This is a genomic window from Paraburkholderia sp. CHISQ3, from assembly GCF_030464945.1.
Taxonomy (GTDB): domain Bacteria; phylum Pseudomonadota; class Gammaproteobacteria; order Burkholderiales; family Burkholderiaceae; genus Paraburkholderia; species Paraburkholderia megapolitana.
Genome location: NZ_JALPRG010000011.1, coordinates 209,923 through 224,704 on the forward strand (window position 1 = coordinate 209,923; position 14,782 = coordinate 224,704).

General features: G+C 62.8%; 14 protein-coding genes. 11 read left to right on the top strand and 3 right to left on the bottom strand.

The genetic code is table 11. The features are described 5' to 3' along the window. Positions 1 to 355 precede the first annotated feature (355 nt). Positions 356 to 952, bottom strand: a complete 597-nt coding sequence (locus M0D65_RS24905; RefSeq protein WP_266254993.1) for a DNA-3-methyladenine glycosylase I — start codon at positions 950 to 952, stop codon at positions 356 to 358. 134 nt (positions 953 to 1,086) lie between these two features. Here M0D65_RS24905 and M0D65_RS24910 point away from each other — a divergent pair, with 134 nt between their 5' ends. Then, positions 1,087 to 1,971 (top strand): BadF/BadG/BcrA/BcrD ATPase family protein, encoded by an 885-nt coding sequence (locus M0D65_RS24910; protein ID WP_266254994.1) that lies wholly within the window; start codon positions 1,087 to 1,089, stop codon positions 1,969 to 1,971. 75 nt (positions 1,972 to 2,046) lie between these two features. Then, positions 2,047 to 2,868 carry a Cof-type HAD-IIB family hydrolase gene (locus M0D65_RS24915; RefSeq protein ID WP_266254995.1) on the top strand — a complete coding sequence of 274 codons (822 nt, stop codon included), beginning with the start codon at positions 2,047 to 2,049 and terminating at the stop codon, positions 2,866 to 2,868. A 96-nt stretch (positions 2,869 to 2,964) separates the two neighbouring features. Here the strand turns inward: M0D65_RS24915 and aqpZ are convergent, their stop codons facing one another. Beyond that, a complete protein-coding gene (gene aqpZ / locus M0D65_RS24920) occupies positions 2,965 to 3,690 on the bottom strand; it encodes an aquaporin Z (protein ID WP_091017203.1) in 726 nt (241 codons plus the stop codon). Between the two features lie 287 nt (positions 3,691 to 3,977). On the opposite strand from aqpZ, the gene M0D65_RS24925 reads away from it, so the two are divergent. Next, positions 3,978 to 4,280 (top strand): H-NS histone family protein, encoded by a 303-nt coding sequence (locus M0D65_RS24925; RefSeq protein WP_091017205.1) that lies wholly within the window; start codon positions 3,978 to 3,980, stop codon positions 4,278 to 4,280. 243 nt (positions 4,281 to 4,523) lie between these two features. Here the strand turns inward: M0D65_RS24925 and M0D65_RS24930 are convergent, their stop codons facing one another. Next, positions 4,524 to 5,588 (bottom strand): glycosyltransferase family 4 protein, encoded by a 1,065-nt coding sequence (locus M0D65_RS24930; protein WP_091017207.1) that lies wholly within the window; start codon positions 5,586 to 5,588, stop codon positions 4,524 to 4,526. A gap of 624 nt (positions 5,589 to 6,212) precedes the next feature. On the opposite strand from M0D65_RS24930, the gene flhD reads away from it, so the two are divergent. From flhD to M0D65_RS24970, 8 genes are all read left to right on the top strand, one after another. Further along, a complete protein-coding gene (flhD, locus tag M0D65_RS24935; RefSeq protein ID WP_266254996.1) occupies positions 6,213 to 6,533 on the top strand; it encodes a flagellar transcriptional regulator FlhD in 321 nt (106 codons plus the stop codon). Between the two features lie 50 nt (positions 6,534 to 6,583). Continuing rightward, positions 6,584 to 7,147, top strand: a complete 564-nt coding sequence (gene flhC / locus M0D65_RS24940; RefSeq protein ID WP_091017591.1) for a flagellar transcriptional regulator FlhC — start codon at positions 6,584 to 6,586, stop codon at positions 7,145 to 7,147. Positions 7,148 to 7,403: 256 nt separating this feature from the next. Then, on the top strand, positions 7,404 to 8,264 hold the full coding sequence (motA, locus tag M0D65_RS24945; RefSeq protein ID WP_091017211.1) for a flagellar motor stator protein MotA: 861 nt from the start codon (positions 7,404 to 7,406) through the stop codon (positions 8,262 to 8,264). A 37-nt stretch (positions 8,265 to 8,301) separates the two neighbouring features. Continuing rightward, positions 8,302 to 9,282 (top strand): flagellar motor protein MotB, encoded by a 981-nt coding sequence (gene motB, locus M0D65_RS24950; RefSeq protein WP_091017214.1) that lies wholly within the window; start codon positions 8,302 to 8,304, stop codon positions 9,280 to 9,282. A 57-nt stretch (positions 9,283 to 9,339) separates the two neighbouring features. Beyond that, positions 9,340 to 9,717, top strand: a complete 378-nt coding sequence (locus M0D65_RS24955; RefSeq protein ID WP_266254997.1) for a response regulator — start codon at positions 9,340 to 9,342, stop codon at positions 9,715 to 9,717. Between the two features lie 57 nt (positions 9,718 to 9,774). Next, positions 9,775 to 12,168, top strand: a complete 2,394-nt coding sequence (cheA, locus tag M0D65_RS24960) for a chemotaxis protein CheA (protein ID WP_266254998.1) — start codon at positions 9,775 to 9,777, stop codon at positions 12,166 to 12,168. Positions 12,169 to 12,230: 62 nt separating this feature from the next. After that, a complete protein-coding gene (locus M0D65_RS24965; RefSeq protein WP_091017223.1) occupies positions 12,231 to 12,761 on the top strand; it encodes a chemotaxis protein CheW in 531 nt (176 codons plus the stop codon). A 52-nt stretch (positions 12,762 to 12,813) separates the two neighbouring features. Then, on the top strand, positions 12,814 to 14,706 hold the full coding sequence (locus tag M0D65_RS24970; protein WP_266254999.1) for a methyl-accepting chemotaxis protein: 1,893 nt from the start codon (positions 12,814 to 12,816) through the stop codon (positions 14,704 to 14,706). Positions 14,707 to 14,782 lie beyond the last annotated feature (76 nt).

Consider the following 14,782-nt stretch of genomic DNA (forward strand, 5'->3'; position numbering starts at 1 on the left):
CAATGCGCAGCGGTCGTTCGCTGTTCGTTATTCGAGCGCGGCACCTTGAGTCCCGGATGCCGATGGTTGCGTCGTCCGTTTGCACGACGCGACCCTGCCGCCTGTTAACCGTTATAACGGGCCCAGGCGGTAAAAATGGAATTTGACGAGCGGCGAAGCGCATCGTTGACCGCCGGCCGACGCATGCGTGCCCGGTGAGCGTCGCGCAAAGCCTTGAGCCACGGAGCTGACCGACACTAACAACGACAGATTCGGGACTTTCCCGGAGTGCCGCGCTTTTCGGCCGCTTTTGTTGCAAAAATGCCGAAAAAGCGGCAAGTGAGCGCATGCTCACTTCTTCGGAACCCCCGGGCTATCAGCCCGCCTTGCGCTTACGTCCCTTCTTGCCCAACGCCGCGCATTGCGCGTGGCGCACGCAATCGGTCTGGTGGTCGTTGACCATGCCGACAGCCTGCATGAACGCATAGCAGATCGTCGTACCGACGAACTTGCAGCCATATTTCTTCAGCGCCTTGCTGAGCGCATCGGATACCTCGGTCGAGGCCGGTGCGTGCTGATACGAGGTCAATGCGTTCTGTATCGGCGTCTGATCGACGAACGACCAGACGAAGTTCGCGAGCGAACCATGTTCCGCCTGAATCTGCTGCACGGCGCGCGCATTGACCACCGCCGATTCGATCTTCGCGCGATTACGGACAATGCTCGCGTCGAGCATCAGCGGTTCGAGCTGCTTGGGCGTGAAGCGGGCGACGGTGTCGATATCGAAGTTGGCGAATGCGCGCCGGTATCCTTCCCGCTTGTTCAGGATCGTCGACCACGACAACCCGGCCTGCGCGCCTTCGAGTACCAGCATTTCGAACAGATGTTGATCGTCGCGTGAAGGCACACCCCATTCGGTGTCGTGGTAGTGTGCGAGCGCTTCGCTCGTTGCCCAGGTGCATCGCTGTGTCACGGTCCTGCTCCGCTTGTTCAGGTTGACGCAAGCATAACGGAATGAACCGTCGCCGCCACCTGGCCTTTTGGTCGATTGCCGGATCGCAGCGGACCTGCCACGCTATGCGGCATCCCTTCACGAATCTTTAGCGCATGAATACAGACTTCTTTTTGCTTGGCGTCGATGGTGGCGGCACCGGGACGCGCGTCATTCTCGGCGATGCCGAAGGCCGTGTGCTGGCACAGGCATCGAGCGGGCCATCGGGGCTCGGGCTGGGCGTCGAGCGCGCGTGGGAATCGATTGAAGCGGGTTGCGCCGGAGCGTTCGCTGCTGCCGGCCTGACATACGACCGATCGCGCTGCGTGCTCGGGTGCGGTCTTGCGGGCACCGTGAACCGCGACTGGCTTGCGGCCTTCCACGCAGCGGCACCGCAGCTTGCCGGTATCGCGGTCGAGAGCGACGCGTATACGACCTTGCTCGGCGCGCACGGCGGCGAGCCGGGCGTAATTGTCGCCATCGGCACCGGTAGCATAGCGGCTGTGCTCGATCGTGAGGGTGCATGCCGGATCGTTGGCGGCTTTGGTTTTCCATCGGGCGATGAAGCGAGCGGTGCGTGGCTCGGCGTGCGCGGAATCGTTCACGCGCAACAGGCGGCCGACGGCCGCGTACCCGTCGATGCCTTCGCGCAGGCGTTGCTCGCTCACGCTGGCGCTACCGATACCGAAGGGCTGATCGTCTGGCTGTGCGAAGCGAACCAGACCGCTTACGCGACGCTCGCACCCGTGATCCTCGCGCATCGCGAGCACCCGTTCGCCGCGCGGTTGCTCGCTCATGCGGGAGCGGAAATCGGCAGGATGATCGCGGCACTCGATCCATCGAATACGATGCCGGTCGCGCTATGCGGCGGCCTCGCGGAACCGCTGCGTCCATGCGTACCGTCGGAGTATCAGCATCGTTTGCGCACGCCGCTGGCCGATTCAGCGCATGGCGGCTTGCAGCTCGCCCGGCGCGAAGCCGCGCGCATCGCCGGAAAATAGGCGGCCGACGCAGTGGACAGGCGATAAAATATGCCGCTTGATGTTGTCCACTGAAGTCGTCCACTCAACCACACCATGTACAAAGTCATCGCGACGGATCTAGACGGAACCCTGCTCAACAGCAACCACCAGCTCGATCCGCTCACTGTCGAAACCGTGCGGCGACTCGAAGCGCAGGGCGTGCAGTTCATCATCGCAACGGGTCGGCACTATTGCGATGCAGCCGGCATTCGCGACCTGCTCGGCATCCGTCCGTATCTGATCACGTCCAACGGTGCGCGAATTCACGCACCCGACGACACGAAGATATACGCCGACGACCTCCCGCCGGTCACCGTGCGGCGCCTCGTGCAGCCCGACATCGCCGGTTCGCATGGCCGCATCATCGTCAATCTGTTCGCCGACCAGACATGGCTGATCGATCGCGATGCGCCGCAGCTGCTGAGCTTTCATCAGGACTCGGGCTTCCGCTATTCCGTGGTCGACATGCCGCAGCACGACGGTACCGACATTGCGAAGGTGCTGTACATCGGCGGGGCCGACGACCTCGCTCACGTAGCCGTGAACCTGCAACGGGAATTCGGCAATTCGCTGTACGTGACGTACTCGGCGTCCGATTGCCTCGAAGTGATGACGTCGAATGTATCGAAGGGACGGGCGTTGAGCTTCGTGCTCGATCGTCTCGGTGTCGCGCCGTCGCACTGCGTCGCGTTCGGCGACAACATGAACGACATCGATCTGCTCGAAACAGCCGGGCATCCGTTCATGATGAACAACGCGAATCCGGATCTGATCGCGAGGCTTCCTGATGTGCCGCGCATCGGCAACAATTTCGAAGCGGGCGTCGCGCATCAGTTGCGCAAGCTGTTCGCGCTCGATGGTGAACTCACTTCATAAGCACGGTGCCCGCGGCCCGTCTATGCCGCGCTAACACAAGCAAAACGGGCGCCGCAGCGCCCGTTTTGCCATGCTCAATCGAAGAAGCGGCCCGCGTTACGCCTGAGCGTTACGCTGCTGCCCCGCCACGAGCGGATAGATCACACCCGCGATGATCGCGCCGATAATCGGCGCCACCCAGAAGAGCCACAACTGGTCGATCGCCGCTCCGCCTTCAAACAACGCCGGCCCCGTCGAGCGCGCCGGGTTCACCGACGTGTTGGTCACCGGGATCGAGATCAGGTGGATCAGCGTGAGGCACAGGCCGATTGCGATCGGCGCGAGGCCGGCCGGTGCGCGCTGGTCGGTGGAGCCGAGAATCACGAACAGGAAGAACGCCGTCATCGTCGTTTCGCAGACGAACGCAGCCATCAACGAATAGTGACCCGGCGAGTGATCGCCGTAACCATTCGTCGCAAAGCCGCTCGCGACCAGGTCGAAGCCCGGCTTGCCCGAAGCGATCACCGACAGCACGAACGCGCCGACAATCGCGCCGATTACCTGCGCGACGATGTACGGGACGAGGTCACGAACCGGCAGACGCCCGGCCACCGTCAAACCGACGCTAACCGCTGGGTTCAGGTGGCACCCCGAGATATGCCCGATCGCAAAGGCCATCGTGAGGACGGTCAGGCCGAAGGCAAGCGCGACGCCGAGAAACCCGATGCCGAGACCGTGGACCGGTCCCGCGAAACTGGCGGCTAGTACAGCGGCACCGCAGCCGCCGAGGACCAGCCAGAAGGTGCCGAAGAACTCGGCGGCAAGGCGTTTGGAAAGTGGCATATGTGGCTCCTGAAAAAGACCGGTAAGAGGCAAGACATCGTCGGGATGAGCGATGCAGGCCGCGGAACGCGTATTTTTAGGCAAATGCAACAGACGCGGGTGTCAACAATTGTCAATCTCCACGAAGTGAAACAATTACTGAAGGCAAGACTCTTTTCAATTTAACAATTTGGGTTCCTTTAATAATTATCAGACGTAATCCTGTTATAGCAGTATTATTGTCCATTGCGAATTTCTTTAGTTACAGCTAATCTCCGGCCATTCAGTGCTACAAAGGGGGAGCCAGAATGTCACAATATGCGGATCTCAAGGCGCAGATCGTCCGCCTGCAAGCCCAGGCGGATGACGCCCGGCGTACCGAAGTGATCAATGTGATTGCGGAGATCAAACGCAAGATTGTCGAGTATGGGCTGTCCGCCCAGGATCTCGGCTTTGCCGCGCCTGCCCGGCGGGGGCGTCCGCCGAAAAAGGCACCGCTTCCACCGAAGTATCACGACCCGAAAACGGGCAGTACCTGGAGTGGCCGCGGTAAGCCGCCTAAATGGATTGCCGGCAAAAACCGCGACCGCTTTTTGATCGAGCAAGCGTAATCGTCCGGTTGACGAAAGCGTTCCGAAGGCAATGGCAAGGGTGAATGCGGGATAGACACCGAGGCCGGCGTTTACCCCAATTCTTGCCGAATCGTCGGTACGCGCACATCAATGGCCCATGCCATTGGTAAATAAAAAAGCCGCCCGTAAAGGGCGGCCTTTTTGTCCGGGACGGTTAACCCACTTTTGCGTCCGCGCAAACGATTCACATTGCAGATTTACGCAATGCGAATCCGCCGCGGGTTAGCCCGCCGCTACGCGACGCAACACCGGGCGGCGAGCCGCCTCGATTAGCGCGGTATAGCCATCGACATAATTCTGCGCCATGGTCTTCGCGCTAAAGCGGCGCTCGAACTGCGCACGGATCGCGTCGCGCGGCAACTCGTCGAGGCGCTGCAACGCAGCAACAGCGCCCTGCACATCCTCGACGATAAAGCCGGTCACGCCGTGATCGATCACCTCCGGCACCGAGCCGCGGTTGAACGCGATGACCGGTGTTCCGCAGGCCATCGATTCGATCATCACAAGCCCGAACGGCTCCGACCAGTCGATCGGAAACAGCAGCGCCTTCGCACCCGACAGGAACTCCGGCTTCTGCGCCTCGTTGATCTCGCCGACAAATTCGACATGCGCCTGCGACAGCAGCGGCTCGATCTCCGCCTTGAAGTAGTCCTGGTCGACCTTGTCCACCTTGGCGGCGATCTTCAGCGGCAGACCGCTTTGCGCAGCGATCTTGATAGCTGTATCGACGCGTTTTTCCGGACAGATCCGACCGAGGAACGCGAGGTATTCGGGTTTCTTGTGAGCCTGCGGCGTGAGCAACTGGTCCGGCAGGCCGTGATAGATCGTGTTGAGCCAGTTCGCCTGTTGCAGCGGCAGGCGCTGCGAATCCGAAATCGACACGACCGGCGTGTCGGAGAACACGTCGAAAATCGGCTGCAACTCGGGCAGGTCGAGTCGGCCGTGCAGCGTCGTGACGAACGGCGTGTCGAGTGTCGAGAACAGCGGGAACGGCAGGTAGTCCAGATGGAAGTGCAGCACATCGAACTCATGGGCGACGCGGCGTACGCGCTCGAGCAGCAGCATATGCGGAGCCATTGCATCGCGGATGGTCGGGTCGAGCCGCAGCGCGCGCGGCCATGCCGCTTCAAGTTGCGCCGACGTCACCGAATCGCCGCTCGCGAACAGGGTCACGTCGTGGCCGAGGTCGACCAGCGCCTCCGTGAGGTAGGACACGACGCGCTCGGTGCCGCCGTAGAGTTTCGGCGGGACAGCTTCGTATAGCGGCGCGATTTGTGCGATTCGCATGCGTAATCTCCTGGTTCAGGGGCTTCGCGGGGGACGCTGCGTGGCAGCGTAGCAAGGCGAGTGCCCATCGGACGGAAGGGCGCGGCAGGCCGCCGCCCGAGGGGTGCCCCGATCAAACCGGTTGGGGTTTCTCCTTACGTCTCATTATCGGGATCGAGCGTCGCAATTCGAGCTATTTTTCAAACGCTTAATGTTGTTACAGCGAGAAACATCATGCGTAACGGGTTCTCCGATTGACCTTAAAGCCTTGTGCAGTAAGCCGCACACGGCATCGGATCAAGCGCGGAAGCGTGCTCAGCAAGGGTTTGCGGCGAAATACCAGCAGTGCATTACGGCCCGATGAAAAGCCTCTATAATTCGGCCAGCCCACCGAAGGTGCCATTCGGCACTGTTTAGAACAGCCCGCATTCCATTTCCCCAAGTCGTTCGTTTGTAGGAAAAACTCCGACAGCATTAAGGGATTTTTCCGGCTGCCAACCGGGGTGTCTGTCCGATTTCCGTTCTCTTTCCCTTTGGCCACAATTCAGGCATGACCATAAACGGGCCATTCCACGTGCATCGATGCGTGCGGGTGAGCAAACGTTTTCGGAACGGCCTGACCAGCCAGATCGACTCGGGGGAATCATGAGCGCCAACAGTGAAATGCTGACTGAGATCAGGGAAGTGAACCTGTCTTATCTGCTGCTCGCCCAGCGCCTGCTGCGCGAGGACAAGCAGACCGGCATGTTCCGGATGGGGATCTCCGACCAGCTCGCCGACGTGCTCGCCAGCCTGTCGCTGGCCCAGACCGTGAAGCTTGCCGCGTCGAACCAGGTGCTGTGCCGCTTCCGCTTCGACGATCACGCGATCCTCAGCTCGCTCGCAGACAAGGGCAAAACCAGCGCCGTCGCCCAGGCGCATTCCGCGATCCTGATGGCCAGCCAGCCGGTCGAACAGCTTGGCTGATGCCGCCGTTGCATCACGAGGAAACCGACAGGACGCGGGAACCGGAGCGGATGGCACATAAAAGCGTAGTGCTCGAGGTCAGGGAGATCACTCTCGCCATCGAACTGATCGAACTCGGCGCGCGTCTGCAGTTGCTCGAAGCCGAGACCAGCCTGTCACGCGACCGGCTCATCAAGCTCTACAAGGAGCTCAAGGGCGTTTCGCCGCCCAAGGGCATGCTGCCTTTTTCGGCGGACTGGTTCATGACCTGGCAGCCGAACATTCATTCCTCGCTGTTCTACAACATCTACCGGTTCATGACCGATCACGGCGGCTGCAAGACGATCGAGTCGATCGTCAAGAGCTACCGGCTGTATCTGGAGCACGTGCAGATGCACGGCGACGAGCCGGTGCTGAGCCTCACGCGGGCGTGGACGTTAGTGCGATTCTTCGATTCGGACATGCTGCAGATCACCGCGTGCTCGCGCTGCGGCGGGCATTTCGTTGCGCACGCACACGATCCGCGGCAGGGCTTCGTCTGCGGGCTGTGCCAGCCGCCGTCGCGGGCCGGCAAGACGCGCAAATCCGCCGACGCGAAAGCGCGCGCAGGGCAGGTGCCGGCGCTGGCTGCGTGAAACACGCTGCCTGAATCCTTGCGTTCCGCCCGCGCTGGCTCCGACGTCCCAGCTCAGCGGCGATTCGCCCAAGGCCTGAGGCGGTCGGTGCAGGCTTCATCCGGCGCGGCCCACCGGTCCCTCCACGCCGCCATGCCGCCACGCGCCCACCGCTCAAGTGCCGACACGCGCCGGCTTTTCCGCCAAAGTTTTCCGCTCCGCTGCCGTAAACCCAATTAACGACGGTCAACGTCGATTTTTTTGTGAGGGCCCGGCAGTGCTGATTTTCGTGGGAACACTCGTAACGCTGTTGTCCGTCTTCGGCGGCTATGCACTGGCGGGCGGCCATCTCGGCGCGCTGTTGCAGCCCGTCGAAATACTGATGATCGCGGGCGCGGGCCTCGGCGCGTTCATCCTCGGCAACGGGATGAAGACGATCCGGGCAACGGTGCGGGTGATCCCGACGCTCTTCAAGGGCTCGAAGTACAACAAGGACGTCTATATGGAGCTGATGGCGCTCCTGTACGTCCTGCTCGCAAAGGCCCGCAAGGAAGGCACGCTGACGCTCGAAGCCGACATCGACAACCCGGAGCAGAGCCCGATCTTCACGCAGTATCCGAAGATCCTGGCCGACCGGCACATCGTCGAATTCCTGACCGATTATTTGCGCTTGATGGTCGGCGGCAACATGAACGCGTTCGAGATCGAAAGCCTGATGGATGAGGAAATCGAAACCCATCACGCGGAAGGCGAGGCGCCGGCGCATGCGCTCGCCAAGGTCGGCGATGCAATGCCGGCATTCGGGATCGTCGCGGCGGTGATGGGCGTGGTCCACACGATGGCCTCCGCCGACAAGCCGCCCGCCGTGCTCGGCGAGATGATCGCGCAGGCGCTGGTCGGCACGTTCCTCGGCATTCTGCTTTCGTACGGTTTGATCGGTCCGCTCTCGAGTCTCGCCGAACAGCGCGTGACCGAGTCGACCAAGATGTTCCAGTGCATCAAGGTAACGATCCTCGCGAGCCTGAACGGCTACGCGCCGGCCATTGCCGTCGAGTTCGGCCGCAAGGTGCTCTTCTCGACCGAACGCCCGTCGTTCACCGAGCTGGAAGAGCACGTGCGCCGGGTCAAGGCGAAGTAAGGCCGGATAAAGGCGACGCCCGGGGACCGAAAAAACGATGAGCAAAGACAAAGACCGCGCAATCGTCGTCAGGCGTTCGGCGCCGGCGAAGAAAGGCCATCACGGCGGCGCATGGAAGCTCGCCTACGCGGACTTCATGACCGCGATGATGGCGTTCTTTCTGCTGATGTGGCTGCTCAGTTCGGCTAGCACGGCGCAGTTGAAGGGCATCGCCGACTACTTCAACCAGCCGCTCAAGGTGTCGCTGTGGGGCGGCGTGCGCAGTGCCGAGGAATCGAGCGTGGTGCGCGGCGGCGGGCGCGATATCACGAGCGACAACTGGGGTGTGACGCGCTCCAGCGACGGCACGACGAAGCGCGCCGATCGCAGCGAAAGCCGCGCCGACGATCAGGCGCTGAACACGCTGCAGGGCGAGCTGGAGCGACGCGAGCAGGCGCGTCTGCACGATCTGCAGGTGAAGCTGATGGCCGCGATCGAAGCAAACCCGGTGCTGCGTCAGTTCAAACAACAGATTCGTATCGATTCGACGCTGACCGGGCTGCGCATCGAGATCGTCGATTCGCAGAAGCGGCCGATGTTCGCGACCGCGCGCGACACGGTCGAGCCGTACATGCGCGACATCCTGCGCGAGATCGGCCACACGCTGAACGACGTGCCGAACCGCATCGTCGTGCAGGGACACACCGATGCCGTGCCGTACGCGGGCGGCGAGAAGGGTTACAGCAACTGGGAGCTGTCGGCGGATCGCGCGAATGCATCGCGGCGCGAGCTGATTGCGGGCGGGATGGACGAAGCGAAGGTGCTGCGCGTGATCGGTCTCGCGTCGACGCAGAACCTGAACAAGGCCGACCCGCTCGATCCGGAGAACCGCCGGATCAGCATCATCGTGCTGAACAAGAAGTCGGAGGAAGCCATGATGCGCGACGACACGACGACGACCACGTTGTCCGACGATGCAGCGGGTTCTGCGCGGCCGTTGTTGCAGAAGATACCGCCGCCGGTAGCGGCGGGACCATAAAGCAGCATCGGCAGCCACCAGGCAACAAGATAAAGGCATGCGCAGCGAGGGGTTTCAATGATCAGGCACATTCTGGCAATCGACGATTCGGCCGCGATGCGGGAGATTCTCTCCGCGACGCTGACGACGGCCGGCTATGAGGTGACGCTCGCCGCCGACGGCAACGAGGGCCTGGAGAACGCACTCGCTATCCGCTTCGATCTCGTGCTGACCGATCAGCACATGCCGGGCAAGACCGGTCTCGATCTGATTACCGCATTGCGCGGCAACCCGGCCTATCGCGCGACGCCAATCCTCCTGCTGACGACCGAATCGGGCGAGCCGTTCAAGGCGGCAGCGCGTGCGGCCGGCGCGACCGGCTGGATCGAAAAGCCGCTCGACCCGGACATGCTGACCGAACTGGTGGCGGCACTCGCCGAACCGGGGCAGGCGTGATGCGCACCGACGGCACCGTTGCACAGTCCAGACACGATTTCTCGTGGTGACCCACGTATGACACTCGACATCACTCAGTTCTATCAGACGTTCTTCGACGAGGCCGACGAACTGCTCGCGCAGATGGAGCAATTGCTGCTCGATCTGGACATCGCGCATCCGGACCCCGAAGACCTCGCTGCGATCTTTCGTGCGGCGCACTCGATCAAGGGTGGCGCGGCGACGTTCGGCTTCACCGCGCTCACCGAGACGACGCACATTCTCGAGTCGTTGCTCGATCGCGCGCGCAATAACGAACTCGTGCTGCGCAAGGACATGATCGACACGTTCCTCGAAACCAAGGACGTGTTGTCGGGCCAGCTCGCGGACTATCGCGCGAGCGCCGAGCCCGATGCGGCGACTGCTGCGGCGATCTGCGCGAAGCTCGACCGGTTGTATGCGGAGAGCCGCGCGGGCAATGCACAGCAGCCAGAATCCACAGCGATCGAGGCAACGGCAGCGGACCTGTCCGCGTTGCACGCGGCGCCACAGCCCGAAGCCGCGGACGGCGCGAACGCGCCGCAACACGTCGTCGATCAGGCACTCGAAGCAGCCGGCGAGTGGACCGGAGCGTGGGTCGAAGTACCGAGCGGGACCACGCCAGAAATGTCGACCGGAGCGCAGGGTGACAACACGGATATCAACGCGGCCGGCGACGCAGCCGCTACGTCGTCCGCCGCCGCGCCAACGGAAACACCAGCCGGATCGCATTTGAAAATTACGCTGCGGGGCGTGGGGGAGAAGGACCAGGCATTGTTGATCGAAGAACTCGGCAACCTGGGGAATATCGTCGGACAGGTGAAGAGCGGCAGCGAACTTGCGCTGTGGCTCGACACCGACGTCCCCTCCGACGACATCGTCGCTGTGTGCTGTTTCGTGATCGACGAAAGTCAGATCACGATCGGTCGCGGCGAAATGCCGGCGGACGACGTGCAGCTGGGCGAACCTGGAACGCCCGCCGCTGTCACGTCGTCGCCGGCGGCCGATGCAATCGATACAACCGTTGCGCCCATCTTCGTGCCACAGGCTGCGAACGAAGCGGCATCGGCTTCCACGGCTGCCACAACCGAAGCAGCAGTCGCCTCCATGCTGGCCGCAGCCGCGGCAGCAGCGACTCAAGCAAGCGCACCGCCTGCCAGCGCCGCCGCCACAACAACAGCTTCTTCAGAATCAGACCGCAAAGCTGCCCGCCCAGCCGCCGCTTCAAGCGCCGAAGGCAGCTCGATCCGCGTCGGCGTCGAGAAAGTCGATCAGTTGATCAACCTCGTCGGCGAACTGGTGATCACCCAGGCGATGCTCGCCGAAACCACCAGCACCTTCGATCCGGCGTTGCACGACCGCCTGTTCAACGGCATGGCGCAGCTCGAGCGCAATGCGCGCGACTTGCAGGAAGCGGTGATGTCGATCCGCATGATGCCGATGGACTACGTCTTCAGCCGGTTCCCGCGGCTTGTCCGCGATCTCGCGGCGAAGCTCGGCAAGGAAGTGGAACTGGTCACCTTCGGTCAGGCGACCGAACTCGACAAGAGTCTGATCGAACGCATCATCGATCCGCTCACGCACCTCGTGCGCAACAGCCTCGACCACGGCATCGAAACCGTCGAGGCGCGCCGCGCGGCGGGCAAGGACGGCACCGGTCAGCTCGTGCTGTCGGCGGCGCATCACGGCGGCAACATCGTGATCGAGGTCAGCGACGACGGCGCCGGGCTGCGCCGCGACAAGATTCTCGCGAAAGCCGCGAAGCAGGGCATGCAGGTCAGCGAGTCGATGACCGACGAGGAAGTCTGGAACCTGATCTTCATGCCGGGCTTCTCGACGGCCGAGCAGGTCACCGATGTGTCGGGCCGCGGTGTCGGCATGGACGTCGTGAAGCGCAACATCCAGGCGATGGGCGGTCACGTCGAGATCACGTCGTACGCGGGCCGCGGCACGACGACGCGGATCGTGCTGCCGCTCACGCTGGCGATACTCGACGGCATGTCGGTCAAGGTCGGCAGCGAGATCTTCATCCTGCCGCTGAACTTCGTGATGGAGTCGCTACAGCCGCGCGCCGAAGATATCTACACGATCGCGAACGGCGAACGCGTGGTGCGCGTACGCGGCGAATACTTACCGCTCGTCGCGCTGCACGCAGTATTCACCGTCGAAGACGCACGTACCGATCCGACACAAGGCATCGTCACGATCATGCAGGCCGAGGGGCGCCGCTTTGCGATGCTGATCGACGAGCTGGTCGGCCAGCAGCAGGTCGTCGTGAAGAACCTCGAAACGAATTACCGCAAGGTGCATGGCATTTCCGCTGCCACGATCCTTGGCGACGGCAGCGTCGCACTGATCGTGGACGTGGCCGCATTGAACCGCGAGAAGCGCACCGCGCATGGCGCACATAGCGACCTTGCCGCACTCGCATGAACGCGGCAATAAAGCGACAAAGCGAACCTTAACCAATTTTTCCCAACTGCTTGGGGGCTAACGTGGCAGAAGTCCAATCCATTCATTCGAGCCAGTCGAACAGCGCAGCAAGCCGCCGGCACGCGCAGCAGGCCGACGCGGGCGGGCAGGAATTTCTGGTGTTCACGCTCGGCGCCGAGGAATACGGCATCGACATTCTCAAGGTGCAGGAGATTCGCGGTTACGACAACGTGACGCGCATCGCGAACGCACCGGAGTTCATCAAAGGCGTGATCAACCTGCGCGGCATCATCGTGCCGATCGTCGACATGCGCATCAAGTTTCATCTGGGCCGCGTCGAGTACGACCATCAGACGGTGGTGATTATCCTGAACGTCGCGCATCGCGTGCTCGGCATGGTGGTCGATGGCGTGTCCGATGTGTTGACGCTCGCAGCCGACCAGATCATGCCCGCGCCCGAGTTCGGCGCGACGCTGAACACCGAATATCTGACGGGGCTTGGCACGGTCGATGGCCGCATGCTGATTCTGATGGACATCGAAAAGCTGATGACGAGCCGCGAAATGGCGCTCACTGACGCACTGAGCGAGTAAGCAGACCTCGCACCTGAAGCACGTATAAGACACACATCAAGGAGAAACGACGATGCTGGGCAGATGGTCGATCCGCACGACGCTAACCGCGGTCGGCGTCATTCTCGTTGCGCTGACGGTTGCCGTCGGCGCGCTCGGACTGGTCGCGCTGCAACGCGCGAACCAGTCGCTCGAGCAGATCGCCGGCAGCGATCTGGTCGCGATGCGTTCGCTGAACGACGCGTCGTCCTACCTGCTGCGCTCGCGCGTGACGCTCGATCGCGTCACCGGTCTGATCGCCGCCGGTGAAATGGAGCAGGCCAAGACCGCGCTCGATCGCGGGCAGGATCTGCTCGGCAAATCGAACGAAAACTGGCAGGCGTTTCTTGCCACACCGCGCCGCGGTGCCGATCAGTCGCTGATCGATGCGGTGAGCGCGCGTCGTGCGACGCTGCTGCACGACGGCGTTGAGCCGGAGTTCGTCGCGCTGCGCGCCAGCGACACGACCAGTTATCACGCGATCGCCGACACGAAGATCAGCCCGATGTTTGTCGACTACGACAACGCCGCGACGCCGGTCGTCAAGGCGCTGCAGGATCACGCGCAGCGACAGCAGGCCGACACGGCTGCGCAGATCGGGCTGATGAAGATGTTGATTATCGGCGTGACGGTGTTCGCACTGGTGATGGTCGTCGTGATCCGCTTCGCGCTGCGCGGACTGATCGTGCAACCGCTGAACGACGCGACCGTGTGCTTCGAGCGAATCGCTGCCGGCGACCTCTCGCAACGCGTCGACGTGTACAGCCACAACGAGATCGGGCGTCTGTTCGGCGGGATCAAGCAGATGCAGGAAAGCCTCGTGACGATGGTGAAAGCGGTTCACACGAGCACCGAATCGATCGACACCGGCGCGCGCGAAATCGCGATGGGCAACACCGATCTGTCGCAGCGCACCGAGCAGCAGGCGGCTTCGCTACAAGAGACCGCATCGAGCATGGAGCAACTGACCGGCACAGTGCGGCAGAACGCCGAGAACGCGCGGCAGGCGAGCCAGCTCGCTGTCAACGCGTCGGACATCGCGACGCGCGGCGGCGATGTCGTGAACCAGGTCGTGCATACGATGCAAGACATCGCGTCGAGTTCGAACAAGGTCGTCGACATCATCGGTGTGATCGAAGGGATCGCGTTCCAGACCAATATCCTCGCGCTGAATGCCGCGGTCGAAGCGGCGCGCGCCGGCGAACAGGGGCGTGGCTTCGCAGTGGTGGCCGGCGAGGTGCGCAGCCTCGCGCAACGCAGCGCGAGTGCGGCAAAAGAGATCAAGGAACTGATCGGCGATTCGGTCGACAAGGTGCAGAGCGGTTCCGCGCTGGTCGGTCGCGCGGGCACGACGATGGAAGAGATCGTGCAGGCCGTGCGCCGGGTCACCGACATCATGGGCGAGATCAGCGCGGCGTCCGAAGAGCAGTCGACCGGTATCGAGCAGGTCAATCGCGCGGTCACGCAGATGGACGAGGTGACGCAGCAGAATGCGGCGCTTGTCGAAGAGGCCGCGGCAGCGGCTGCTTCGCTCGAAGAGCAGACGCGGCAACTGCAGATGGTTGTCGGCGGCTGGCGCGTGGGTGGGAGCGGGAGCGAACGAACGACGCGTCCGGCAAGTGCCGTGCGCAGTCACGCGGTGGCCGGGCCGGCTCACGGCAGCGCGCGTCCGGCATTGGCAAACCATGCGGGTACACCGGCGATATCCGCTGCAACGAGCGCAACGCACCACGCAATCGGAGCGGCGGCGAAGCCGCAAGGCGCGCCGGCAGCGTTTGCAAGCACAACCGCATCGACGAAACCGGACGGCGCATCGCGTAGCGAGCCCGGCCTCAGACCGAAGAGCCTGCCAGCAGCAGAGACACTGAAGCGCCCAGCGCCGGCCGGTTCCACGGTCAGCGCGGACGCGGATTGGGAAACGTTCTAGGACAGGATGAAGCGGTATGCGGACCCCACGCACCTCGCCCGATGACGGGCGGCTCGCCGAAGCATGCTCATACAGC

Excerpts from the sequence above, each read along its gene's own strand:
- flhD (WP_266254996.1), top strand. The coding sequence starts at position 6,213 with ATGAGCGCCAACAGTGAAATGCTGACTGAGATCAGGGAAGTGAACCTG.
- aqpZ (WP_091017203.1), bottom strand. The coding sequence starts at position 3,690 with ATGCCACTTTCCAAACGCCTTGCCGCCGAGTTCTTCGGCACCTTCTGG.
- motB (WP_091017214.1), top strand. The coding sequence starts at position 8,302 with ATGAGCAAAGACAAAGACCGCGCAATCGTCGTCAGGCGTTCGGCGCCG.
- M0D65_RS24955 (WP_266254997.1), top strand. The coding sequence starts at position 9,340 with ATGATCAGGCACATTCTGGCAATCGACGATTCGGCCGCGATGCGGGAG.
- M0D65_RS24930 (WP_091017207.1), bottom strand. The coding sequence starts at position 5,588 with ATGCGAATCGCACAAATCGCGCCGCTATACGAAGCTGTCCCGCCGAAA.
- flhC (WP_091017591.1), top strand. The coding sequence starts at position 6,584 with ATGGCACATAAAAGCGTAGTGCTCGAGGTCAGGGAGATCACTCTCGCC.
- cheA (WP_266254998.1), top strand. The coding sequence starts at position 9,775 with ATGACACTCGACATCACTCAGTTCTATCAGACGTTCTTCGACGAGGCC.
- M0D65_RS24925 (WP_091017205.1), top strand. The coding sequence starts at position 3,978 with ATGTCACAATATGCGGATCTCAAGGCGCAGATCGTCCGCCTGCAAGCC.
- M0D65_RS24915 (WP_266254995.1), top strand. The coding sequence starts at position 2,047 with ATGTACAAAGTCATCGCGACGGATCTAGACGGAACCCTGCTCAACAGC.
- M0D65_RS24910 (WP_266254994.1), top strand. The coding sequence starts at position 1,087 with ATGAATACAGACTTCTTTTTGCTTGGCGTCGATGGTGGCGGCACCGGG.
- M0D65_RS24970 (WP_266254999.1), top strand. The coding sequence starts at position 12,814 with ATGCTGGGCAGATGGTCGATCCGCACGACGCTAACCGCGGTCGGCGTC.